This is a genomic window from Streptomyces sp. NPDC093261, from assembly GCF_044753645.1.
Classification (GTDB): Bacteria; Actinomycetota; Actinomycetes; order Streptomycetales; family Streptomycetaceae; genus Streptomyces.
Map to the genome: position 1 here is coordinate 147,555 of NZ_JBIVNO010000006.1, position 22,469 is coordinate 170,023.

The 22,469-nt window shown below is 69.4% G+C and carries 17 protein-coding genes and 4 pseudogenes; 13 read left to right on the top strand and 8 right to left on the bottom strand.

Annotated elements, in window-relative coordinates; all coding sequences use genetic code 11:
- Nucleotides 1-16: 16 nt before the first annotated feature.
- From ACIP94_RS16130 to ACIP94_RS16145, 4 genes and pseudogenes are all read left to right on the top strand, one after another.
- The gene (locus tag ACIP94_RS16130) at nucleotides 17-232 is read left to right on the top strand and encodes an acyl-CoA carboxylase epsilon subunit (protein ID WP_402425329.1); all 216 of its coding nucleotides are present in this window, start codon (nucleotides 17-19) and stop codon (nucleotides 230-232) included.
- A 1,041-nt stretch (nucleotides 233-1,273) separates the two neighbouring features.
- A complete protein-coding gene (locus ACIP94_RS16135) occupies nucleotides 1,274-1,408 on the top strand; it encodes a hypothetical protein (RefSeq protein ID WP_402425331.1) in 135 nt (44 codons plus the stop codon).
- 417 nt (nucleotides 1,409-1,825) lie between these two features.
- Entirely contained in the window at nucleotides 1,826-2,713 is an 888-nt protein-coding gene (locus tag ACIP94_RS16140; protein ID WP_402425334.1) for a GNAT family N-acetyltransferase, read from the top strand.
- A gap of 14 nt (nucleotides 2,714-2,727) precedes the next feature.
- Nucleotides 2,728-3,153 (top strand): annotated as a pseudogene (locus tag ACIP94_RS16145) (transposase); the annotation flags it as partial.
- A 79-nt stretch (nucleotides 3,154-3,232) separates the two neighbouring features.
- On the opposite strand, the gene ACIP94_RS16150 reads toward ACIP94_RS16145, so the two are convergent.
- Together ACIP94_RS16150 and ACIP94_RS16155 are read right to left on the bottom strand one after the other, a co-directional pair.
- Nucleotides 3,233-4,180: a phosphotransferase family protein gene (locus ACIP94_RS16150; RefSeq protein WP_402425337.1), complete on the bottom strand. Its 948-nt coding sequence runs from the start codon at nucleotides 4,178-4,180 to the stop codon at nucleotides 3,233-3,235.
- A 305-nt stretch (nucleotides 4,181-4,485) separates the two neighbouring features.
- Nucleotides 4,486-4,686, bottom strand: coding sequence for a hypothetical protein (locus ACIP94_RS16155; RefSeq protein ID WP_402425340.1), 201 nt, complete (start codon nucleotides 4,684-4,686; stop codon nucleotides 4,486-4,488).
- Nucleotides 4,687-5,166: 480 nt separating this feature from the next.
- Between ACIP94_RS16155 and ACIP94_RS16160 the strand changes: the two genes are divergently transcribed.
- Nucleotides 5,167-5,928, top strand: coding sequence for a DUF4142 domain-containing protein (locus tag ACIP94_RS16160; protein ID WP_402425343.1), 762 nt, complete (start codon nucleotides 5,167-5,169; stop codon nucleotides 5,926-5,928).
- Between the two features lie 34 nt (nucleotides 5,929-5,962).
- Here the strand turns inward: ACIP94_RS16160 and ACIP94_RS16165 are convergent, their stop codons facing one another.
- From ACIP94_RS16165 to ACIP94_RS16175, 3 genes and pseudogenes are all read right to left on the bottom strand, one after another.
- On the bottom strand, nucleotides 5,963-6,652 hold the full coding sequence (locus ACIP94_RS16165) for a hypothetical protein (RefSeq protein ID WP_402425346.1): 690 nt from the start codon (nucleotides 6,650-6,652) through the stop codon (nucleotides 5,963-5,965).
- Nucleotides 6,653-6,942: 290 nt separating this feature from the next.
- Nucleotides 6,943-7,477 (bottom strand): annotated as a pseudogene (locus ACIP94_RS16170) (MarR family winged helix-turn-helix transcriptional regulator).
- Nucleotides 7,478-7,511: 34 nt separating this feature from the next.
- Nucleotides 7,512-7,894: pseudogene (locus ACIP94_RS16175) on the bottom strand (SpoIIE family protein phosphatase); the annotation flags it as partial.
- Nucleotides 7,895-8,606: 712 nt separating this feature from the next.
- Between ACIP94_RS16175 and ACIP94_RS16180 the strand changes: the two are divergent.
- The 3 genes from ACIP94_RS16180 (at nucleotide 8,607) to ACIP94_RS16190 (ending at nucleotide 11,350) form a co-directional block, all read left to right on the top strand.
- Nucleotides 8,607-8,867 carry a hypothetical protein gene (locus ACIP94_RS16180; protein ID WP_402425348.1) on the top strand — a complete coding sequence of 87 codons (261 nt, stop codon included), beginning with the start codon at nucleotides 8,607-8,609 and terminating at the stop codon, nucleotides 8,865-8,867.
- 46 nt (nucleotides 8,868-8,913) lie between these two features.
- Nucleotides 8,914-9,258, top strand: a complete 345-nt coding sequence (locus ACIP94_RS16185; RefSeq protein WP_402425350.1) for a hypothetical protein — start codon at nucleotides 8,914-8,916, stop codon at nucleotides 9,256-9,258.
- An 850-nt stretch (nucleotides 9,259-10,108) separates the two neighbouring features.
- Nucleotides 10,109-11,350: a hypothetical protein gene (locus tag ACIP94_RS16190; protein WP_402425352.1), complete on the top strand. Its 1,242-nt coding sequence runs from the start codon at nucleotides 10,109-10,111 to the stop codon at nucleotides 11,348-11,350.
- 685 nt (nucleotides 11,351-12,035) lie between these two features.
- On the opposite strand, the gene ACIP94_RS16195 is transcribed toward ACIP94_RS16190, so the two are convergent.
- Nucleotides 12,036-12,371, bottom strand: coding sequence for a winged helix-turn-helix domain-containing protein (locus tag ACIP94_RS16195; RefSeq protein ID WP_402425354.1), 336 nt, complete (start codon nucleotides 12,369-12,371; stop codon nucleotides 12,036-12,038).
- A gap of 740 nt (nucleotides 12,372-13,111) precedes the next feature.
- Here ACIP94_RS16195 and ACIP94_RS16200 point away from each other — a divergent pair.
- On the top strand, nucleotides 13,112-13,681 hold the full coding sequence (locus ACIP94_RS16200; protein WP_402425356.1) for a DUF6234 family protein: 570 nt from the start codon (nucleotides 13,112-13,114) through the stop codon (nucleotides 13,679-13,681).
- A gap of 130 nt (nucleotides 13,682-13,811) precedes the next feature.
- Here ACIP94_RS16200 and ACIP94_RS16205 read toward each other — a convergent pair whose 3' ends face one another.
- Complete coding sequence (locus tag ACIP94_RS16205) at nucleotides 13,812-14,297, bottom strand: hypothetical protein (protein WP_402425358.1); 486 nt, start codon at nucleotides 14,295-14,297, stop codon at nucleotides 13,812-13,814.
- Between the two features lie 896 nt (nucleotides 14,298-15,193).
- Between ACIP94_RS16205 and ACIP94_RS16210 the strand changes: the two genes are divergently transcribed.
- The gene (locus ACIP94_RS16210; RefSeq protein ID WP_402425361.1) at nucleotides 15,194-17,257 is read left to right on the top strand and encodes a SpoIIE family protein phosphatase; all 2,064 of its coding nucleotides are present in this window, start codon (nucleotides 15,194-15,196) and stop codon (nucleotides 17,255-17,257) included.
- A 24-nt stretch (nucleotides 17,258-17,281) separates the two neighbouring features.
- On the opposite strand, the gene ACIP94_RS16215 is transcribed toward ACIP94_RS16210, so the two are convergent.
- Nucleotides 17,282-17,866: a hypothetical protein gene (locus ACIP94_RS16215; protein WP_402425363.1), complete on the bottom strand. Its 585-nt coding sequence runs from the start codon at nucleotides 17,864-17,866 to the stop codon at nucleotides 17,282-17,284.
- A 552-nt stretch (nucleotides 17,867-18,418) separates the two neighbouring features.
- On the opposite strand from ACIP94_RS16215, the gene ACIP94_RS16220 reads away from it, so the two are divergent.
- From ACIP94_RS16220 to ACIP94_RS16230, 3 genes and pseudogenes are all read left to right on the top strand, one after another.
- Complete coding sequence (locus tag ACIP94_RS16220; protein ID WP_402425365.1) at nucleotides 18,419-19,759, top strand: peptidase S8; 1,341 nt, start codon at nucleotides 18,419-18,421, stop codon at nucleotides 19,757-19,759.
- A gap of 294 nt (nucleotides 19,760-20,053) precedes the next feature.
- Nucleotides 20,054-20,824 (top strand): annotated as a pseudogene (locus ACIP94_RS16225) (FUSC family protein); the annotation flags it as partial.
- 429 nt (nucleotides 20,825-21,253) lie between these two features.
- Nucleotides 21,254-22,345: a hypothetical protein gene (locus ACIP94_RS16230; RefSeq protein WP_402425368.1), complete on the top strand. Its 1,092-nt coding sequence runs from the start codon at nucleotides 21,254-21,256 to the stop codon at nucleotides 22,343-22,345.
- The last annotated feature ends 124 nt before the right edge of the window (nucleotides 22,346-22,469 follow it).

Below are 22,469 nucleotides of genomic sequence, written 5' to 3' on the forward strand. Positions count from 1 at the left end.
GAGGACATTCGACACGATGAGCAACGACACCGTCCTCCGGATCGAGCGCGGCAACGCCGATCCCGAGGAACTGGCCGCCGTCACCGCGCTCCTGCTGGCCCGCGCCGCCGCTCGCCCCATCTCCGGGCCGCCTGGCCCGCCGCCCACCGCAGCCGCCGCATGGCGACGCCCGGACCGGGAACGGGCCTACCGGCCGCCCCACAGCTGGAAGGGCGCCGGGGCCGGGGGCTGACGCGTTCCCCGCCGGGCTTCCAGGGCGTCACCGACCGGCAGCTCTCGACCCCGCGCAGATTTCCGACTGCCCGTATCGGAGGCGGCGCTCCAGTGCTCCCCTGCGATCCCACACGACTCGCACCAGGGGCGCGGAGCAACCGGTATGACCGTCCGCGACCGATCTCCGTAGAGCTACGGATCAGAAGGTTGTGAGGGGGGGGTGCGGAGCCATTCGGCGTCCCGGGACCCAGTGGTCCGGCGCCCCCTATCCGGCCACCCCCCTTGGCCGCCGTGTTCTTCAGCGAGAACATCGAACCGGCTCATCTTCGCCACGGACGTTAACAGCCCCCACTGACAACGCCTTTGTCCCTGAGGGCGGCACCCCGGCGGACGTGCCAGAACCGTGCCAGGTCGTGCGGGAAGCCACGGGGAACACCGGGGGGGTTCAAGCCGCGCCCGTCAGGCGTCGACACCGCTGCGCCGCAGGTCAGCAAGCTTCTCCCCTTGAAGCACCTGAGCTTCCCAAGTTGAGAGCGTGAGTTCGGTTCACGTTATCCGTTCCAGATATGCGCCCCAGATCAAGAACCCAGGGCTCGTTGGTGTTTTCTACGCCGATTCGTCGGTTGCGTGCGCTCTACGTCGTGGCAGCGACGCCGGTGTCCGGTACCCGCCTGGCTGGTGCCGACGACGCGGGTCGTCTGACGCTTCGCCGGGCTTCATTCCACCTCGCTCATTTTCCGGTTCCGTCTGCCCCACTGGGCAGACCTGGGCGAGTGCCGCCGCCCGTCTTTCGGGCCATCAGCCTCGGCAGGAGCTCCTCGACCGTGGGGTTGCACAGTGCCGAAGAGCGGGTTGCCCATGTCGGTCGGGGCGGGCGTGAAGAAAGCCTCCGACCTGCCGGCACCGTAGCTGTCCTGCCAGATGGGCTGCGACGTGACACAGCTCGTGCAGTCGCTGCCGATGCGCCACTTCATGCGCACGATCTGCAACTGCGGATCGATCTGGATCGGGATGATCAGGAGCTGCTGGTCGAACTCGGCGTTGTCGCCGCCTCCCTAACGTGCCCGGCTGTGTACGCGTCACCCGCTGCGGCTTCTGCGCCTTCGAGTCGATGGAGGACGAGGACTGGGCCGCAGGGAACGTCACGTACGGCGCGACGGTGAACGTCGCCCAGGGGGACCACTCCCGCTCGTAGTGGGCGCCGTCATAGGCGGACGTGCGGAAGACGTACGTCCAGCCGGGGTGCAGGGCTGAAGGCCTGGCGGGCATAGCCACCCGGTTCGACAAGACCCCCGAGAGCTACCCGCCGACCTCCACCTCCGCGCCTCGATGATCTGGATCAAGGACCTCGCCAAGACAGCTCCTTGATCACGACCAAATACGTGCCCTGGAGGGATGGCCGTCCAGCCGCATCCTCCTCGAGCCTGTCCACTCTTGGCTGTCGGCGGGCAGAGGCGGCTGTCTGATCGGTCCATGCCATAGGCGTGGTGTTGTTGCGTCTTCGGGCCTGGTGATGGGCGGTAATGCTCCGGTGGGCGGGGCTGGCATCACCGGCCTGGAGGGAGGAGGCTGGGGGGAAGCGACAAGCCGCACATGCCTGGGAGGTGCCGGCATGACGATCCTCCTGGGCAGGGCTGAATTCCCGCAGCTGCGCCCGTTTGAGTCGGCGGACGAGGCGGGGGTGCTGGAGTTGCTCGCGGCGGACCGGCTGCCGGGCCAGCCGGCGTGTTCTACGCGGATGCTTGCCGACGCCGTAGTCGGCCGCTCGGCTACCGACCCCGCCGGGCGGGCCGCGTTGGCGGGGCCGGTCGTCACCACGGTGCTGTGTGCGCCCGGCGGCGGTATCGCGGGCGTCGTCTGCTGCGCCGGGCGCCCCAGCGACGGCCCGCCGTTGTTGCTGTGGTTGCACTGTCGTGAGGACTTCTCCACGGCGCAGGCTTTGATCGCCCAGGCGCTTCAGTGCTGTGCTGCCGGGCCGATGCATGCCTTCACGCTGGCGTGTGCTCTGAGCCGAGGCCTGGTCGGTCTGCCGGAGCGCCACCGTCGGGTCACCCGGGAAGCTCTTCGAGCCGCGGGTTTCACGAGCTGGGGCCGGTGCCGCTACCTGCGTGCCGAGCTGCCCGTCGCAGGCCTGCCCCACCTCGCCGGCGTCCAGATGAACGACACCGCCGCACCGCCGGGCAAGCACCTGGAGGTCCGTCGCCACGGCCGCGTCCTGGCCCAGGCCGCTCTGGAGGGTCCCATCGACGACGAGGTCGGCTTGATCCGCAGCGTCACCGTCGCCCCGTACGCCCGCGGCCAGGGCCTGGGTCTGGGTCTGCTCGGCAACGCGCTGGACGTTCTCACCGGCCTGGGCGCCCGCGAGGCGATCGTCTACCTGGACGAACTCCCCGCCGACCCGGAACGGGACCCGGTCGCCGCCCTGCGCACGTACGCGGCTTCCGACTTCATCGAGGTCGATCGGCTGCTCACGTTCACCAGGACGCCGGCGCCGCATTAGCGGGTGTGGGCAAGATCCGCCCACTGGCGCTCCTCCTGACCGCGGGCCAGGCCGCCGACAGTCCGCAGTTCATCCCCGTGCTGAAAAAGATCCGGGTCCGGGGGCCTGTCGGCCGCCCCCGCACGCGACCGGACGCCGTCGCCGGGGACAAGGCTTACCCGTCCTGCGGCAACCGCGCCCACCTGCGCAGACGTGGCATCCAGGCCGTCGTCCCAGAGAAGAAGGGCCAGGCCGCCAATCGGAAGAAGAAAGGCTCCAGAGGCGGTCGGCCCGTCAGTCACGACCCAGACCCCTACAAGGAGCGGAACACCGTCGAGCGGCTGATCAACAAGCTGAAGGCCTGGCGAGGCATCGCCACCCGGTACGACAAGACCCCGAAGAGCTACCTCGCCGGCCTCCACCTGCGCGCCTCGATGATCTGGATCCGCTCGGGATCGTAGGGCACCGCACACACCGTCACCGGATCCTCCCGGCTGTCCGGCTGTCCGGCTGTCCGGCTGCCCGGCTGCCCGCGGTGCGTCACCGGTGCAGGGACTCGGCGACGGCCGGGTCCTCGAGCACGGTGACGCACCAGGCGAAGTGCTCGTCACCGCCGCCCGGCGCGAAGGCGTCGCTCGTGGCCATCGCATAGGCGGCCCGGTACAGCAGGAGGTCGTCGACCGCGTAGCCGAACTCGTCGGCGAACCGCGTGGTGAGCTGCCGGGTGATCTCCGGGGCGTGCTCGGTGCGCGCCGGGAAGATGGCCGCGGCCACGGCGGCGTCGAACCGGGGGTCCCCGCCCGTGGACAGGAAGCCGTAGTCCACGAGGGCGAGCGGCCGCAGGTCGTCGTCCACCAGCACGGTCTCCGGGAAGACGTCACCGTGGACGACCGCCTCGTCGGTACGGGGCAGCGAGCGCAGCTTCCGAAGCAGCCGGGCGCGCGTGTCGTCGAAGTCGCGGACATGCGTGGAGAGCCGGTCCGCGCACCGGCTGACCCGCCGGTCCACCAGGTCCGCCAGGGCGGATCCGAAAGTGGTGTGTCCTTCCCACAGCGGGCGTTCCTCGTCCAGCACAGGAAGGTGCTTGACCTCGTCGACGTCATGGGCGTCCGCGAGGGCGCGCAGCACGCCGACCAGGCAGTCGACCGCTTCGGGCAGCACCTCGTCCGGGTCGTCGGTGCGGATCCTGCCCGCCAAGGGCTCGCCGGTCAGCTCCCGCTCCACGGTCATCGGGACACCGTCGATGTCCTCGACGGCGAGGATCTCCGGGGAGCCGAACGGCAGGTGCGCCGCGGCATCGGCGTAGAAACGCTGCATCCGCCGCAGTTCGGATCCCCGTCGGCGCTCCCACACCTTGGCCACCGTTCCGTCCCCGAGTCGGTAGACGGCTCCCTCCACCGCCGCCTCGACGGGCCCGGCGTCGGGATATCCGGCGTCGACGAAATGTCGTACGCGCCGGGCCGTGGTGTCCCGTATCGCATCGGACATCTCGTGCCTCCTTCCGCCCCCGGCGTGAACGACCGGCCGGTCGGCGGGGCCGACGCCGGGACCATCTCCCACGGTAGGCCCCTCGCCCGCGCGACACCCGGTGACGGAACGCTGCCGGGCGCCGTGCGGTCCCCCACGCGTATACGGCGGAACAGTGCCGGCGGATCCTGCTATACGGCGGAACAGTGGCTGTTCCTTCGTACACCGGCGGCCGGCCCCCGCCGACAGCCGCGTCCGGCCACTGCGCGGGGACCCGCCGATGGGCACCAAGCACTGCGGCGTCCATCGGCCGCAGCCCCCTACCGCTAATCCGGCCGTGCCCCGCCCGGGGCCGTCGGCCCCAGTGTCGTGGTGAGTGTCACCCAGCCGATGAGTCGGCCCGCCTCGCCGACCCCGGCGAGCAGCACCGCGCACAGGAAGAACGGCCGGAAACCGAGGGCGAGCCAGGTGCGCACGATGGTGGGGCCCTCGCGCCGCGGCGCCTGCGGCGCTTCGTGTGATCTCACACCGACCCGCCGAGGGGAGCGATCCGTACCGGCTTGCGGTTCATCGTCGTCACAGCGGACTCCATCCGATCAAATCCGTGGGCCCTCCCGTCACTGGACCGGCCGGCCCCGAGCGCGGGGGCTCTGTCGTGAGAACGAGAGCACTTCGCCAGAGGTTCGGAAGCAGCCGGCCGCATCGGGTGATGCGGATCTCCGCGTGCTTCGGCGGCCCGGGCAGTCCTGCACGAGTTCTTCGGGCCAGGAGAGTGGCGAGTCAGCCGGGTCACGAACCGGGGCGGCCGATGGTCTCGCTCCGCGTCCGCCGACCGCGAGTGCTCGCGCCGCGCGTTGTCGCAACACCGCAACACCGCAACACCGCGACACCGCAACGGACCGCGGGGTGACCTTCTGGCATCACGCAAGTTTTACCTAACGCAAAGGTTGAGGTTTGTGGCGCATGCGTACTCCCTGGCGTCCACACTGTCCACACCTGGAGGGACCATGCCCATATCACGCGCCACGGCGGGAACCGTCTTCGTGGGCGGGGCGCTGAGTCTGACCCTCGCCGCTCTGGTCTACCCCAGCATGCTCGGGATCCAGAACGTATCCACCAACTCCGCACGCGTGATCGCCAGCACCCAGTGGGGCCCCCTCACCGAGGCCGACCGCAACTTCGTCGTCTTCGTGCGCTCCGCCGGACTGTGGGAGAGCCCCTCCGGGCAGTTGGCCATGCAGAAGGGGACGACCCCGGCCGTACGCGAGGCCGGACGGCACCTGGTCATCGGGCACGCCGCACTCGACGCCGCCTGCCGCAAGATCGCGCCCGAGCTGAACATCACCATCCCCAACCAGCCCACTCCCCAGCAGCAGGGCTTTCTGGACACGTTCAAGTCGGACACGGGCAAGCAGTTCGACTCCGACTTCGCCAACATCCTCCGCGTCACCCACGGCTCGATCTTCAACACCATCGCCAAGATCCGCTCCACCACCCAGAACACCCTCGTGCGCCAACTGGCCGACCAGGCCAACGAGGTGGTCCTGGACCACATCACACAGATGGAGAAAACCGGGCTGATCAACTTCAACCAGGTCAACTTCCAGGAGACCACGCCACCTCAGCTCCCCTCCAACCAGGTCACACCACCCGTGCCCCAGCCGGGGGCACCCCTGGTCACCCTCACCGTGCCCCCCGGACTGTCGGCCGAGGGCGTACCGACGGGCCCGTCCGTCGATGCCCCTACGGCCTCCCCGAGCACGGGATGACAGCCGCCGGGTCCCCCGCCCTCCGGCCCGACGCTCAGCCGCTCAACGGTGGGCGGCTGCAATTCTGCCCCCCGGCCTTCGGGGCATCGAAAGGACTGGAAATCCGATAGGTGCGAACGACGGCGGCCGTGCTCCCGACGACGAGGGCAACAGCCCACCCGGCCAGGCCGCGCAACGACCCCGGCACCCCCGCCCCCGGCTCGACGCCGCGCGGGGGTATGTGCCCCTTCGGGTCGTAGACGACGGCCAGCGCGTCTCCGGGCCGGGTCGTCCCCTGGCAGCCCCGCCAGATGCGGACCTTGAGCGGCACGCCGTTGCGGTCCTCCACCGAACAGAGGTAACGGTCACGCCCGTCGGACGCCACGCCGCCGCTCTCGACCGACGTCACCACCGCGGACTCCACCCGGCCCCGTTCGGCCAGCACCACGCCCGCTGCGGCCTGCGGTGCCTGAAGGGCGAGGCACACGCCGAGCAGGGCGACGATCCCGATCAGCGCGCGTCCCGCCCGCACCGCAACCAGATAGAGAGCAAGGGCCCCCGCGCACACGACGCCGGCCTCGCCGTCGGCCAGCGAGGCCATGCCGGTCCAGGCGCCGGCCAGCGTCGTGCCGACGATCGTCCCGGACCCGAGGAACCCCGCAAGAACCCCCTCGCCGATCAGCCACCACGGCGGCAGCCCGACGAACTCCGCAGGCCCCCACACCGCGGTGCGCAGATGCGCCATCAGGTGCGGCTCCGCCGCGGACGAAAGCCGATACCGTCCCGGCACGCGCCTACTCACCCCTGTGTCGCTCCCCGTCCGTCAGCGGCTTCGCGTCCTGCCGCCGCGCGGAGAAAAGGGACGTCCCGCTCCGGCCGGACACGCGTGGGCCGGCATGCACCGAAGCCCCACATTCGGATTTCACTTGCATTGTGCAACATCAGTCCCGGTCGGAGAAGAGCGACCCGGAAACCGTTGCGGGACATCCCGAGGGCCCGTCACCAGCGGAACGACGACGGGCCCCGCCCTCTGCCTCACGCCTCGTGCGCCACCGCACCGTCCACCAGCCAGCCCAGCGGGTGCGGCTCCGGGTCGTCGGCCGCGGGCGCCGGGGGCTCTCCGCCCGCCTCGTTGAAGGCGTTGAGAGCCTCGATCAGGGCCAGCCGCTCCGTCGGGCGGAGCCGTTCGACGATCTCCGCAAGCGCGGTACGGCGCCGGGCGGTGACGTCCTCGACGATGCGCCGTCCCTCCTCGGTGAGCTGCAGCAGGGTCTCGCGGCGGTTTTCGGGGTTGGCTCGCCGGTCCGCCAGCCCGGCCGCGATGAGCCGGTCGACCATGCGCATCGCCGTCGACAGCGCCACCTGCAGCAGATCCGCGAGAGCGACCAGCTTGGTGGCCCCCGGGTGGCCAACACCACCAGCATCCGGAACTACGGGACGGTCACCCGCTCCTCGACCTCCGCGAGGGAACTGGCAGAGACCGCCACCAGCAGCCGAGAGGCAGTCAGCACCGCCCGGTCACCGCGTCAACATCGTCCATGGCCCCTGCGGGGTTCCTGCGTTCCGGCATGCGTCTTTTCAACCGCGTCACGTTCCCGGCCCCCTCACGCGAGGGGAACAGACTTTCCCGCCGCTTGAGCGCGGTACCGCAGCAGGAGCATGACCGCGTCGTCGTGGGGCGGCCCGGCGGCATGCCGCTCCAGATCCTCGCGCAGAGTCTCCAGGGCGCACTGCACCTCCGGGTCCTGGAGCGGATACGCCCGCTCACCCAGGGGATGGAAGAAGTCGCTCTCATCGCGGGCCTCGGTGACGCCGTCCGTGTACAGCAGCGCTGCTCGCCAGGCGCGAACTGCACCCGATACGGCTTCGGCCCCTCTCCCGCGAGGCCGCCCAGGCCGAGCGGAAGCGCGTAGGAAGGCGGCTGAGGGAAGTCGACAACGCTGTGCCGACGGACGAGCATCGGGGCCGGATGCCCGTAGTTCAGGAAGTCGCCTCGCGGCTCGAGCGGACACCCGTTGCCCTGACCGGCACCACAACCGGGTGCGCATGTGCCGAGCGCACTCGTTGTCCGCGCCACCGGCCCCTGGCCGTCGACGCGACCGGCCGGCGTCGAAAGTCCACCACTCAATCACCCTTGAGGGCGGCACCGAGGACTATTCGCAGGACACCGCCTCGAGTATCCGCAAAACAGCGGCCACGGCATTTTGCATTATGCAATAATGCTGCGCGGGGCCAGCCGACGGTTGGCTGCCGCCCGGCGCCCGGGGTGAATCGGCACATTACGCGGCACCAGGCAAGCGCCGGCCGTCGGCGGGCCCGCCAAGCGGCCAGGGGGTTCGCTCCCGCGTCGCCCGACAGGCCACCGGCCGCGCCGGGCTTCCGGCGCCTCTGGTTTGGCGCTCCGTTCACTCGGATCGCGTCAAAGCGAGGATGAACCGAGCGCGCCTGTACGCGAAGCACTGGCCATGACGATGGCACAGGGGACCTCGGGCTCGCCGTGTTGCCGCGGGACGTACCCTGGCGTGGCCAGACCCGGACAGTCGGAGGCGACCATGCTGAACGATGACCGCCACTGGTTCGGGATCTTCTACTGCAACCGGGTGATCCGCGCCTGGCAGCGCCCAAGCGCTATGGGTGGGGCAGGACGCTGAACTACGGCCGGAGACGACCGGCGCCTCGTCCTCTTCTACGCCGTCTCCGTGTTCGTGGCATTCATCGCCGGACTGGTCACCATGACCCGCTTTTCCCTCCGTGAGGGCAAGTACGGCCACGCGGCGGTCAACCTCCTGGTCGCCCTCGCCGTGGGCTTCGTCCTGCTGGTCAACCTCTCGCGCGGCGAGCCGATCGCCTCCCTCGTCACCGCCCTGGCCATCGCCGTACTGCCGTACCGGATGTGGATCAGGGCCGGACGCCCACGCGGCATCCGCGACGTGGCAGCGGAGGCCGAGGCCGAGGACTGACTCTGCCCGGCGGCCGTCCGCTCCGGACCATCGACCACGACCGGCCATGACGAAGGACACCATGAAGATCCTCGGCTTCTACGCAGAACCGTGGGACAAGCACGCCGGCACCCCGGAAGGACCCATCCGCACCTTCGCACGGGAGGCGCCGGAGCCCGACGAGCAGGACATCCTCGCCTACCTGAAGGCCGGTCACGAGATCTTGGGCGTCACGGGGAAGTCCGACGACGTGCTCGGCAGCGGGAAGCAGGTCCTCGGCGGCGACTCCCTGTTCACCGATGGCGAGTGGGTGTGGCGCGGAGACCTCCGCTTCTATCTCCACACCTGCCACGTCGCCCCTCCCCATGGAGTTCCTCCGGTCGATCCGAGCCGCGAACCACGCACGTCCTGAACTCCAGTCCGAGCGCGTGGATGAGATCTGCGACGCCGTGAGTAAGATCATCTGAACCCGACCGCACGCCGAGACCTTCAATTTCCCGCCTGCAACCCAGCCAGTCGGTCAGGCCATCGTCGATGTCACCGAGCGCATGACCGACCAGCCAGCGCGCGTGCTCAGGTCACCTATCCGGACCCCCAGCCCTTATGGTGGGCCCACAGGGCTACCGGTTCAGTCGGACAACGGACTGGATCACCAATTTCCCTCCCCCACCCATTGGTTTTCCCTGTGCCCATGCTCCGAGTCCCCCGCCGGGGGCACTTCGCAGAAGCTGCCCAAAGACCCCGTCATCAGCGGTTTCGCTGAGTGCGGGGTCTTGTTGCATGTGCAGGCGGATGCCGCCGGAAGCACCTGTCTGCCAGTGATCACGTAATGACGACGTAGTGATATCGGCGGCTTTTTCCGCTGGCCATCAGGGCCCTGCACCACCCGCTAAGCACAGAAGGAGAGCCATGGACTCCAAGGCTCTCCCTCCGAGCCCACCAACTAGAAGCGGTTACGCAAGGTGGGCCATCCAGTGATCGCGTGATCTCCGACTACGGCTTTGGTTTACGCGTAGTTACCCTGACGAATCGCGCTCAGCGCTTCCGAGTGACCGTCGCCGAATGGTTTCGGTGTGAAACCGGCTGCCGCCGTGAGTGAGTGTGCGTTCGGCTGGCGGCTATTCGGGCGAGGACCTCTCGGTTGAATCGTGAGCGTAGCTGGGCGTGTCGCCACCCGCCGATTGATCCGACCTGAATCATTTCTCTTGGTGTACTGGTACCACTTACGGGAACGACACTCGCGATCCGCCGAAGGAGCCCCGATGCGTCTGAGCATCTCTCGTATCGCCCCCCTTCTCATGGGACTCACCCCCGCCGCTTTCGGCGTCGTCACGCCGTCCGCTACCGCACAACCTGCTCCACCGGGTCCGGCCCTACTCGGCGTCTCGCAGTCGGCTACGGCGCCTACCAACCCAGTGGCCGGCACTCCCTCCACCAAGGCAAGCAGAACCGCTCGTGCCACCAGCCGGGCGCTGATTATGAACGTGCCCAGCTGCGGCGAGAGCGACCTGCAAGCCGCGATCGGCGCTGTCGCCACAGTGGGCGGCACGGTCAACCTCAGGCGCGGGTGCACTTACACGCTCACCGATGCCACACCGCCCAATGGCGACAACGGCCTGCCGGTCATCAAGAACCACGTTACGATCAACGGATACGGCGACACCATCACCCGGGCCGCAACCGCGGGCAATTTCCGCTTCTTCGAAGTCGACGGCCCCAATGGAAACCTCACCCTCAACACCCTGACCCTCAGCAACGGTCACGCGTCCAGTGGCCTCGGCAACGGCCGGGGCGGTGCCATCTGGCTCAGTGGCGCCGGTTCCGCACTGACGCTGAACAACACCAACCTCGTCACCAACACCGCCGACACCTTTGGTGGGGCCGTCGACAACGACAATGGCGCGGTGAGCGTCAACAGGAGCACGCTCGCCAACAACAGGGCGAATGCCGGCGGGGCCGTGTTTGTCAGCCCGTTCGGAGGTTCCGGCAAGGCGACCGTCGACCAAAGCAGGATCACCGGCAACCACGCAAGTCTCCTGGCTGGCGGGATCGCCGCCGCCGTCGGCACGACGGTGACACTGACCAGCACCCGAGTCACCGGCAACGACGTCACCGGTAACAATGCGCAGGGCGGCGGCATCGCGCAAGCCGGAACCGTTTCGCTGGAGAGAAGTAAGGTCGTTGGCAACACAACCACCGGCGCCAATACGCAGGGGGGCGGCATCTATAACCTCTCCGGCACGGCGAAGCTCACCCACGACAGCCTGGTCAGCGGCAACACTGCCAACGGCAGGAACTCCCGCGGTGGAGGCATCTTCAATACGGGCGGCGGCACGGTGGCTCTCACCCGCAGCCCGGTAACCAAAAACCAGGCGCTCGGAACGGGTGCAAACGGTGGCGGCATCTTCAACGCCAGCGGCACGGTGACGCCTATCGACAGTCCCGTCTACCGTAACCAGCCCAACAACTGTGGTAGCCCCAGCACCGTACCCGGCTGTTCCTAGCCTCCGTTCCGAGGACGGGGCTGCTCCGCCGGCGGGGAGCCGCAGGCTTCAAAGCGACAACCGCAAAGCGCCTGTTGGAGAACCGTTCAGGACAACCACTTGGCTGGGTAACTTCGGTGCGGGCCGGGCATGGTCTCACGCGGACGCTGCTGCGCCCGGTCCGTCGCCGATATCGAGCCCTGGTCGTAGGGCAACCGGCTGCCCGCTCCCACCCGCTCCCGCCCTCTTCCTGGCCGACTGATGGATGCGGTTGAACCAGCCGGCCATCTACGACCAAGGGGGGAGCCGTTGTTCCACAATGCAGTTGGCACTGTGGGTGGCGCGGGTCTTGCGGTAACGGCCTTGCTGGGCGGGGCGGCAGCGGCATCAGCCAAGGGCGCCGGCCCGGCTCCGGGCGGCAGCCCGTCCGCGGGGGTGCGCCTGGATTACCACGTGCCTCAGGGCAGCACCTTGGAGGCGGGTGACGCGCTCTGGTTCAGCGTCGAGGGAATGCCGCCGGGATGGGACAAGGTCAAGGTCACCTCCCCGGCCCTGCAGGAGCCGATCACCCTGGCTCCCGTGAAGGAGGGATCGACGCAGTCGGTCCAGGTGAACGAGGCGGGAACTGAACACCGCATCCGCTCGGGGCTTCGCCCGGGCACCTATGAGAGGTCGCAAGCGTCATCAGGCTCCGCTGAGTCGTGCCTCAGCCATCGTGACCGCTTGCTTCCGCGCCTGCGGCTTGCGCCGCATCGACGATGGCCTGGAGCGCAGCAAGGTGACGCTTGAGAGCCGTACGGCCGGCTGATGTCAGCGACAACCACGTGCGCGGGCGGCGTCCGACCGCTCCTTTGCGGACCTTGACGTACCCGGCCTCCTCCAGGACCGTCGCGATGCGGCTGACGCTCGCGTCGGAGACCTGGCAGTACTCACGGACCGCGGCGAATTCAGCTTCGGCGCAACCGGCGAGGAAGGCCATCATGGTCAGCCGTGTCGGATGGTGAATGACCTGGTCCAGCGCTGGTGAGGCGGCCTGGTTCATTCTGTGCGCCCCAACGCCCTCAGCGTCCCCACCGTCTCGGAGCGGAGCGCGCTCTTGCGTGTTTCTCGCCACCATAGGGAGCCTCCTCCGAGTATCCCCAGGGCGATCGCACCCACGCTCGAGCCGAAGGCGAGGAACGCGAGGGCGGCGACCCCATAGGCGACCACCGGTAGACCTTCGAGGAGTACGCGTTGGCTCGTGGTTCCACGCGGTGGCCAAGCACGGACCTGCATACGGAGCACCCGGACCCCGCACATGACTGGGAAGACGGACAGCGCTGCGATCGTAGCGACCAGTAACGCAAGCCTCCACGCCGCACCGTCCGCCTTGTACAGGAGCGGCCCGGTGGCCAGGGCCATCCCGACTCCGTGAGTAGCGCCTGCTACAGGGGCCCACCACCCTTGATAGGGGGGCGGCGTACTGGCGGCCAGTTGGGCCTGGTGCGCGGCCTGCAGATCGACCGTCGCCCTGGCCGAGCGGCGGTACTCGCTACTTGACATGGGTTCTCCCATCTCTCGGTAGGCATCCCTCAACTGGCTTCATTCTTGCATCTACTTTCGTGGTGCAAAAGTACTTCTGCCACGATGGATGCACCCGTCCGACGTCGGGTTTCGAGACGTGGGCCCACACCGCCCCGGCGGGGCCGATCCGGGACGTCGGATGGATCACGAGATCCACCTGAGCGGAGCTGAGTACCCGTGCTCATGCGCCCGCCTTGCCCGCGCGGGCATGGTGCGGGTATGGATCTGCCAGTTGCTCCGCCGGCCTTCGATGCGACCACCGGCCCGGGACAAAGCCGCGTTGCCGACCGAGGTGCCGACATCGGAGCCGGGTGCGGTCTGGTGCTCCTGGAGCTGATCGCCTTGGTGGTGATCTTCGGACTCTGGTACCTGTCCGGTTTCAACCTCGACCCAGGCAAGACCGTCACGACCGACTCGTTGTGGAACTACCTGGCCGCCGCCGGCGGAGTCGGAATCCTCGCCATCACGGCGGCCGCGATCGCAGCACGGGCCGGAGCCGTCGTAACGGTTGTCACCCAAGCCATCATGGCGATCCTGACCTGCGCCATCATCTTTGGTGGGGCTACGGTGCAGTCCCACCAGGATCAGTTATGCCGTGACATACCGTCAGCGGCGGGGTGCAAGGGCAACGGCTACACGGCTCACGCTCACGGCTCACGGCTCACGGCTCACGGCTCACGGAGCATCGCCGCAGGTGACGTCCGGGATAGGCGAGGGCCCGCACCAACGCCAGGCGACCCCGCCCACCACGAATCGCCACGCCTCGGGGCCACCCGCGGGCGCCTGTGAGGACCGCCGGCACCCACTGAGGGGCACCGGCCCAGCCGCCTGACTCCCGCGACCCTCGGGTTGTCCTGATGCCGGGCCCGGAAGGTGCCTGCCGGCCGCCTGGCCGTCGGCCGGGGCGAGGGATCGCCTTCTACTTGTCGAGGGCGTCGAGTTGGCGATGGAGGAGGTTCTGCGCCCCGCTGCGGTCGGGGGTCGCGGCGGTGTAGTAGTGGATGTAGACGAACAGGTTCTTGCGGACGCTGATCAGTTTGACACCGGCGTTCCCCAGGTTGTCGAGGGTGCTGATGACGGACCCGGTGGCGTGGTCCGCGGGGTCCGCGAAGGTCTGCTGGTGCGGCGTGCCGCTGGTCTGCCAGGTGTGTGCCAAGGACTTGTACATGCTCTCGGCGCCGGTGGGTGCGGCGAACCGAACGAGGAAGACGTCGGCCTGGCTTCCATCGGTACTGATCCAGCCCTGCCGCGCGGCCGCGACGAAGCGTCGGCGTACGAGCACGGCCTTCTCCCGCGAGACGAGGTCTGCCCTGAAGAGCCCGTGGGCGAAGCCGTCCAAGTCCAGCGCGCCGTTGCGATCGGTCCAGGCATGCGCGCCTGCCGGTACCGGCAGGATGGTGGCCATGAGCTGTGCTCCCGCCCCAGACGCAGGTGCGCCCGATGTCGAGGAGGGGGTCGCGGAGGCCGACGGAGATGAAGCCGCCGAGGCCGTGGCCGCCGGCGAAGCCGGGGAGCGTGGGGTTGAGCAGCCGGCCAGCACTGCCGTCAGAAAGGTTGCGGCGAGCGCCTCGGCGTATCGTCTCGGTATATGCACGCCGGGATCATGGCCGATCGGGTGATCTTGCGTCCAGTGTCTTTCGGGTGCTGCCGGACCACTGGGTGAGGTCTGCTTGAACCGGGTGACGAGGGGCGGTTCGATCACGCGGCGGCCCCGACTGTGAACGGGATCGGGCGGCAGTGCCCGAGGGTCTGTGTGTGGCTGTGATCAACCAATGTGCCCGAGCGCCTTGCTCCCCGCAGCTTTCCGGGAGGGTGATCGGAAGCCTGTCGGCGGTGGCCGTGATCTGTCGGTGGTTTGTCGGTGGAGGTTGCGCCCTTGGGGGGGTCGGTGTTCCCGATGAGCACGCCGCCCCCGAGCACAAGGAGCCTTTCATCGTGTCTTCCGCGTCTCAGAGCCAACCGTGGAACGTTCACCGGCTTCCCTCTGCGGAGGGCAAAAGCTTCCTGGTCACCGGGGGTAACACCGGGATCGGCTACTTCGTCGCGGAGCAGCTCGCCACCACCGGCGCCATCGTCGTGCTCGGCAGCCGGGACACGCGTGTCTGCCCCCTCACGGCCACTCACAGCCCTCCACCGGCCCACCCGAGAGTGCCGCCTTACTCGCGGTGCGATGATCCACCGTCCCTCGCAGGGGTGCGCCCCGGCACACACATCCGGACCTGCGCCGTCCGGCACGTCCCGCGAGGTGAGGGAGCGGCGCGTGGGACCCAGGGGCAGGCTGGATATTGGAGGTGGGTTGCCGTGGCGCAAAACGAAGCCATCTCGCCCGTCGAGGATGCCGCAGTACTGGAGGCTCTCTTCCACCAGTCCCCCACAGGCCTGCTGATCTTGGACACGGATCTGCGAATCCTGCGGCTCAACCGCACCATGCCGGTTCTGCACTCGGCCCCCACTGAACCGATCGTGGGCCGGCACCTCACGGACGTGTATGACCTTTCCGCACCCGGTGAGGTGAAGGCGATGCTGCAGAGCGTGCTGGAGAGCGGCACGCCCACACGGGGGCGGCTGGTGGGGGTGCGTCCGAAGGGCGCGCCGGGGCCGGAGTACCTGTTCTCCGTCTCGGCGTCTCGTCTGGAGAGCCCGCAGGGGACGATCTTGGGAGTGCTGGCGGAGATGCTCGACGTCACCGAACGCGAGAAGGTGGACGCCCGCCTGCGCGTCCTCGGCTCGGTGCGCGAGCACGTGGGACGGACCCTCGACGTGGTGGCCACCTGCGAGGAACTGGTGCAGGCGCTGGTGCCCAACCTCGCCGACATCGCCGTGGTGGAAGTGGTGGACGCGGTGGTGCGCGGCGAGGACCCTCCGCTGAGCCCTCTGGGGCGGGACGTGCCGCTGCGCCGTGCGGCCTTCGGCCACAGCGGCGGCGAGCGGCAGATTCAGGCACATCCGGTGGGTGACGTGCGCGCTCTGCCCTTCCCGACGCCTCACGCCCAGACGCTCGCCGACCTCAAGCCCCGCCTCGTCGCCCTGGGCCCCGAGACGCCCTGGCTCGCGGCCGTCCCGCAGCGCGCCGAAGCGATCCGGGCATCCGGCGCCCACAGCCTCATCACGGCACCCCTGGCGCTGCGTGGAACCGTGCTGGGGCTGCTGAGCCTGTACCGCACCGACCAGGCGGACGTCTACGACGAGGGCGATGTCACCCTCGCCGTCGCGATCGCCGCTCACACCACGCTGTGCATCGACAACGCCCGCCGCTACGCCCGCGAACACGCCATCGCCATGACGATCCAACGCCACGTGCTGCCTCCCCGCCCTGCGACCAGGACCACCGTTGAGACCGCACACCTGCACGTACTTTCCGAGGAGGGCGGAGGCGGCGGGTTCGACACCTTCGACCTGCCCGGCGCCCGCACCGCACTGGTGGTCGGCGAATGCGCCGGCCACGGCATCCTCGCGGCCACCACCCTGGGACAGATGCGGACCGCCATCCACTCCCTGGCCGCACTCGACCTGGAGCCCGACGAGCTGCTCGCACGCCTCAACGACACCGCCCTGGACATGGCCCAGGAACGCGCGGCTCTGCCGCCCGGCGACCCCGTGCGCTCGCAGCCGCTCACGGGAAGCTGCGCCTACGCGGTCTACGACCCGCTCAGTCAGACCTGCACCATCGCCCTGGCCGGCCACCCTCCACCCGTCATCGCCCATCCGGACGGGAGGACCGAGATCCCTCACGTGCCGAGCGGACCTCTCCTGGGCAGCGCCGAGGGACCCCCCTTCGCCGCCACCACGGTCTCTGTCGCGGACGACAGCGTCCTCGCCTTCTACACCGCAGCCCTCCAGCGCAGCTGCCCGTCCCCGGACACCCTCGCACGGGTGCTGGCACACCCTGACCGGCCACTGCAGGATCTGTGCGATGACGTGCTCTACCGGCTGCGGACCGACACCCGCCACGGCGACGTCATCCTGCTCCTCGCCCGCACCCGCCCATTCCCCGCTGACCAGGTCGCCACGTGGCCTGTCGACCAACACCCGACAGCTGTCGCCACGGCGCGCACCCACGCCCAACACCAGCTCGCCCTCTGGGGAGTGGATGAGGAGACCGCCTACACGACCGAAATGATCGTCAGCGAACTGGTCACCAACGCCGTCTGCTACGGCACCCCGCCCCTGCGGTTGCAGCTCGTCAAGGACCGCACACTCACCTGCGAGGTCCACGACGGCAACCCCCTCGCACCGCGGTTGCGCCACGCCAAGACGGTGGACGAAGGCGGGCGCGGCCTTTTCATAGTCGCCCAACTCTCACAGAACTGGGGCGTCCGCTACTCCTCCGACGGCAAGACGGTCTGGGCCGAGCAGGTTCTCTAAGCCAATAGACCAGCGCGGTGGCCCTCATCGCGAGTCGTGGTCGTTGCGATAGCCATCCTCTGATCGAGTTCTCTGCCAGGATGTCCCGCCGGTGGCTGGGGGCGACTCCAGAATGCCACGCACGTCACGCACAAAGTCTCGGTACGCGTACTGAACTCGCTGCTGCAGTTCTTGAAGTTGGGCATTCCTCTCAGAAACGTCAGCTCCTGACAGCAGGTCATCAAGCCAGGCTTCGAGGGAGGTGGAAACCTCCCGTAGGAGAGCTGCCACCTTCCCCGCGCTTTGCGAGGCAAAGGCGGGTCCGGTCACCGCAACCCGACTTCGGGCGGAGATGAAGGTTTCGAGCGAGTCTTTGAAGGAAGCTGACAGATCTTGTGGTACCTCTGTCTGGCCTCGCTTTAATGCGTCCTCCAACGCTATGGCGGCTCCGGTAAAACGGTCGTAGGCGATGAGGAAATCCTCGTATGCCCGCTGACGCTGCTCACGTAACCACTGTCCGTGCTCCACGCGCCCTTGCTGTCGTGTCGCCACATACGTCAGAAACGCGGTACCCAGAGTGCCGATGACGCCGACACCTGCTCCGAGCACAGCCGCCAAGCCCTGGTCCACGCCGACATGATGCCGATCAGTCTCTGGATCTACAACCGCTCGACCAGGTCATGGATCAAGCGCCTTTTCTGTGCAGCGTGTGACCACCCGAAGGACTCCTTCAGCACCGGCCTCAACACGGCGTCTACGCCGCGGCCTCCGGCTCGGTGGCCCCTACCTCCCTTTGTCGGTCGCCGCATGGGCCACTCCGCAGCACCGACCATGAGTCCACCTTGATGCGCATATGGCCGTGGAGGCGCACCACAACCGCACCACAACCGCACCAGATCCAGCTGGAATAGGGGGGAATGGTGAAAGCAGCCGAGCCCTACGAGGCCACGACCCGACCGTTCGCCCAGGTCAGCCCCCCAACTGGCCCTGCCCAGCGCAGATTGGGGGGTTGGCATGCTCTTGACGGTGGTGTGCGGCGGCGGCATGGTGGCCGCACCTCAATCCTGACTCAAATTCAACTGCCTACGGCGCCTACCACCTGCCTCGAACCGACCGCCCGTCCCCAGGCGGCCGATCGTGCGCGGTGCCGCACGAGTGCCCCCAACTCCCCCAGGAGGCTCGATGGACCGTCTTACGGCGCAAAGAGACAGCGGCTCCTCTCCTCACATACGCCGTGCCCGGCGAGCGACAGCCCTGCTGACCGGGCTCATCACTCTCGCGTTCACCGTGCTGGCCGGAGGCGTGGTCGGCGCCGGTGCCGCGCAGGCCGCGGTGCCTGCGCGGGCGGCCTCGTCGCCGGTGCTCGACTTCGGTTGCGCCCACCCCGCGCACGCGGGGCAGGCGCGCTGTTTCGGCCTGATGCGGGCGCACCGCACCTCGTCCGGCCTGCTGGCGCCGCTGACCACGGGGTCGCCGACGACGGCCGGGTATGTGCCGTCGGACCTGCGTTCCGCATACAACCTCGGCGGGACATCGGGCGGCGGCCGTACCGTGGCCATCGTCGACGCGTACGACGACCCGTCCGCCGAGGCGGACCTCGGTAAGTACCGCAGCGCATACGGACTGTCGGCCTGTACGACGGCGAACGGCTGCTTCCACAAGGTGAACCAGAACGGGCAGGCGTCGCCGCTGCCGTCCGCTGACGCCGGTTGGGCCGAGGAGATCAGCCTCGACCTCGACATGGTCTCGGCGACGTGCCCTGACTGCCACGTCCTGCTCGTCGAGGCCAACTCGGCCAACGCGAGCGATCTGATGAAGGCCGAGGACCAGGCCGCCGCCACCCCGGGCGTGGTCTCCATCTCCAACAGCTGGGGCGGCGCCGAGGACTCCACCATCACCTCGGACGACAGCCACTTCGACCACCCGGGGATCGCCGCCACCGCCAGTTCCGGCGACTCCGGCTACGGGGTGTCGTGGCCGGCGTCCTCGCCCTACGTCACCGCCGTCGGCGGTACGTCGCTCACCAAGGCGGCCAACGCGCGCGGTTGGAGCGAGACCGCTTGGGGTTCGGCCACCAGTACGAGCGGTGCGGGTTCCGGCTGCTCAGCGTACGAGGCGAAGCCCTCCTGGCAGCACGACACCGGTTGCGCGAAGCGTACGGTCGCGGACGTGTCCGCGGTCGCCGACCCCAACACCGGCGTCGCGGTCTACGACACCTACAACTCGTGTGGCACCAGCTCCTACTGCGACCTGCTGATCTCGCTCGGAGCCGTCGCGGGCGCGGACGGCTGGGTGCAGGTGGGCGGCACGAGCGCCTCGTCGCCGATCATCGCGAGCGTGTACGCGCTGGCAGGCAACACCGGTTCGGTGGTGGCTGGTTCGTACCCGTACAGTCACACCTCGGCGCTGAACGACGTCACGTCGGGCTCGAACGGCACCTGCGGAAACTACCTGTGCACGGCCGGCACCGGCTACGACGGGCCGACCGGACTCGGCACTCCGAACGGCACCAGCGCCTTCTGACGCCCCGCGCCGCGCATCGGCCCCTGCCCGAACCGCGGGCAGGGGCCGACGTGTCAGACGCTTCGCGGCCTGCGTCGTTCATCCGGGATCGGCTACGGGGACGGCGTCGAGGCGCGGCCGCCGGGGCTGAGCAGGGGGTGCCGGCGGTGTGGTCATCGATCGCCCCGTACGCGAGGGGTGGCGGTTTGTCGGTGGAGGTCGGCCCGGGGCCCGCGCCCGCCGAGCGCGCCGTCGCCGGGAGGCTGCGGCGAGGCTGACGCGACCCGGCAGGGGGTTCCGCCTATGCTCACGTCCGTGACGTGGCTGCGGGCCTTCGGGGAGGTCGTGCGATCCGGGCTCACCATCGAGGAGACGCGGCTGGAGCCCCTGCTCGCGCTGCGCACGGCCGCTGGGGTGGCGATCGTCATCGGGCTGGCGCTGTGGCTGGTCTCCCCCGCGTACGCCGCGTCCGCCGCCCTCGGTGCCTACTCCGCGGGTGGGGCCACCTTCCAGCGCACCTGGCGTCCGCGCAAGGTGATCGCGCTCGGCGCGGGCGCGGGACTGGCGCTCAGCACCTTCGTGGGCTACCTGGCGGCGGGGCGACTCGCGACGTTCCTCGCGCTGCTGGCCGTCTGGGCCTTTGCCGCGGGGATGGCATGGGCCGTCGGGTCGACCGCCGGGATCGTCGCGGCGACGACGGTCGGCAGCATGCTGGTGACCATCACCCTGCCCACGAGCGTAGGGCGAGCCCTGGAGCACACCGGGGTCATCGCGCTCGGAGGCGTGGTGCAGGCCGTGCTGATCCTGCTGTTCCCGGTTCGCCGTTGGGGGGCGCATCGTGACGCGCTCGCCGACGCCCTGGCCGCCGTGGCGGACTACGCCCGTCGGCTGCGGCACGACCCCACCGCCCCGTTCGACCCGGAGCCGTTGATGACGGCCCGGGACGCGGCCGCCGTGACGCCCTCACAGGCCCGCACCCGTCCCCCCGGCCTCCACGGCCCCCGGGGCCTCGCCGAGCGCATCCGGCCGGTCGTCGCCGCGCTCGCCGACCCGGATGTCGGCGCCCCGGCGGAGGGGCCCGGGCGGAGGGGCCCGGGCGGAGGGGCCCGGGCGGGACCGCGCGCGGGAATTGCCGGCGGCGGGGGGCTGCTCCTCCTGGAGCGGGAAGCGGTCCCGCGGCCGCGTCGAGCGCCGCCACAAAGCAGCCCCCGGCCGCCTCGGGCACCGCCCGCGACGAAAGACAAGGCCGTTGTCCAGGGCGGAGAGGACGACCGTCTCCTCCCGGCACGGCCCTGCGCCGACCTGATGACGTCGTGGAGGACCTAAGCGGTCGGAAACCCCACGAACAGTAGGAGGGAAGGCCGCGACGGCCAGGTGGATGCCGTCCTCGGTGAGCCGCAGGAGGCCCTGCGGGGGGCCGCCCAGATGGACGGGCGCAGCCCTCCCTGTGGTGGCAGCCTGGGAGAAGGGACGAGGCACGACGTCACCGAGGCCTACCCGGCAGGACGAGGGTGTATGAGGCAGCCCGAGGCGGACACGACCGGCAGGAACCTGAGGCTCGTCCTGGTCGCCGACCCGGGCCTGCCCTCCGAACTCGCCCGGGACCTCGCCCCCCGTCTGCCGGAGCATCTGCGCCGCCGCATCGGCGGGAACATCCACTGGCAGGTGGACACCGTGACGGCGCCCCTGGTGGCGGACGAGCAGGTCGACGTGTCCGACCTGGTGGAAATCGTCGGCACGCATCTCGAGAACGGCGACTGGGACATCGGCGTCTTCCTCACCGATCTGCCGCGCCGGGCGGAGCGCAAACCGGTGAGCACCGAAGTCGACCCGGAGCACAGGATCGCGCTGATCTCGCTGCCCGCCCTCGGCTCCCGGCGTCTGCCGCGCCGAGTGCGGCAGGCGGTGGTCGGCGCCGTCAGGCAACTGATCGCACAGGACGAGAAACCGCTGGATTCCCCGGTCGTCGGCCGTCCGGCACCCGTGGAGGAGTCCACCCGCGAACGCTACGTGGTGCCGGGGCTGCGCGGCCACGTCCGTCTGGTCCTGGGCATGGTGCGCGCCAACCGCCCATGGCGGCTGTTCACGAGCCTCTCCCGCGCCCTGGCCGGGGTCTTCGCCACAGCGGCCGTCGGGTTCCTCAACAGCACGACCTGGCAGGTCGCGACCGCTCTGGGCATCCCGCAGCTGACGCTCATCGCCGTGCTGTCCACCCTCTCCCTCACCGCGTGGGTCATCATCGACCACCGGCTGTGGGAACGCGCCGGGGACCTGCCCGGCGCCCACGCGCCGCTGTACCCCTACAACCTGGTCACGCTCCTCACCATCGGGCTGGGGGTGTTCTTCCTCTACGCCGCGCTGTTCGTGACCCTTGTGGCGGTCTCGTTCCTGGTCGTGACCCCGTCCGTCTTCGGCAGGATCGTGCACCACACCGTCGATGCCTCGGACTACGTCACACTGAGCTGGTTCGTGACGTCCATCTCCATGATCGGCGGTGCGTTCGGGACGGGGCTTGAGAACGCCGAGGAGGTGCGCGACGCCGCATACGGGCAACGCCACCGAAGACGTCAGCGGCAGCTGACCGAGGCCCGCGACAGGGCCGGGTGAGGACCACCTCGGCCGTGCCGGTGGTTCTCGACCATCCGGGGGCGGTCAAGGCCTTCCACGGGACCCGGGCCGCCGCGGTTCCGACCACGTCCGCGGTTTCGCGCCCTGGCTGCGCTGCGCCGCC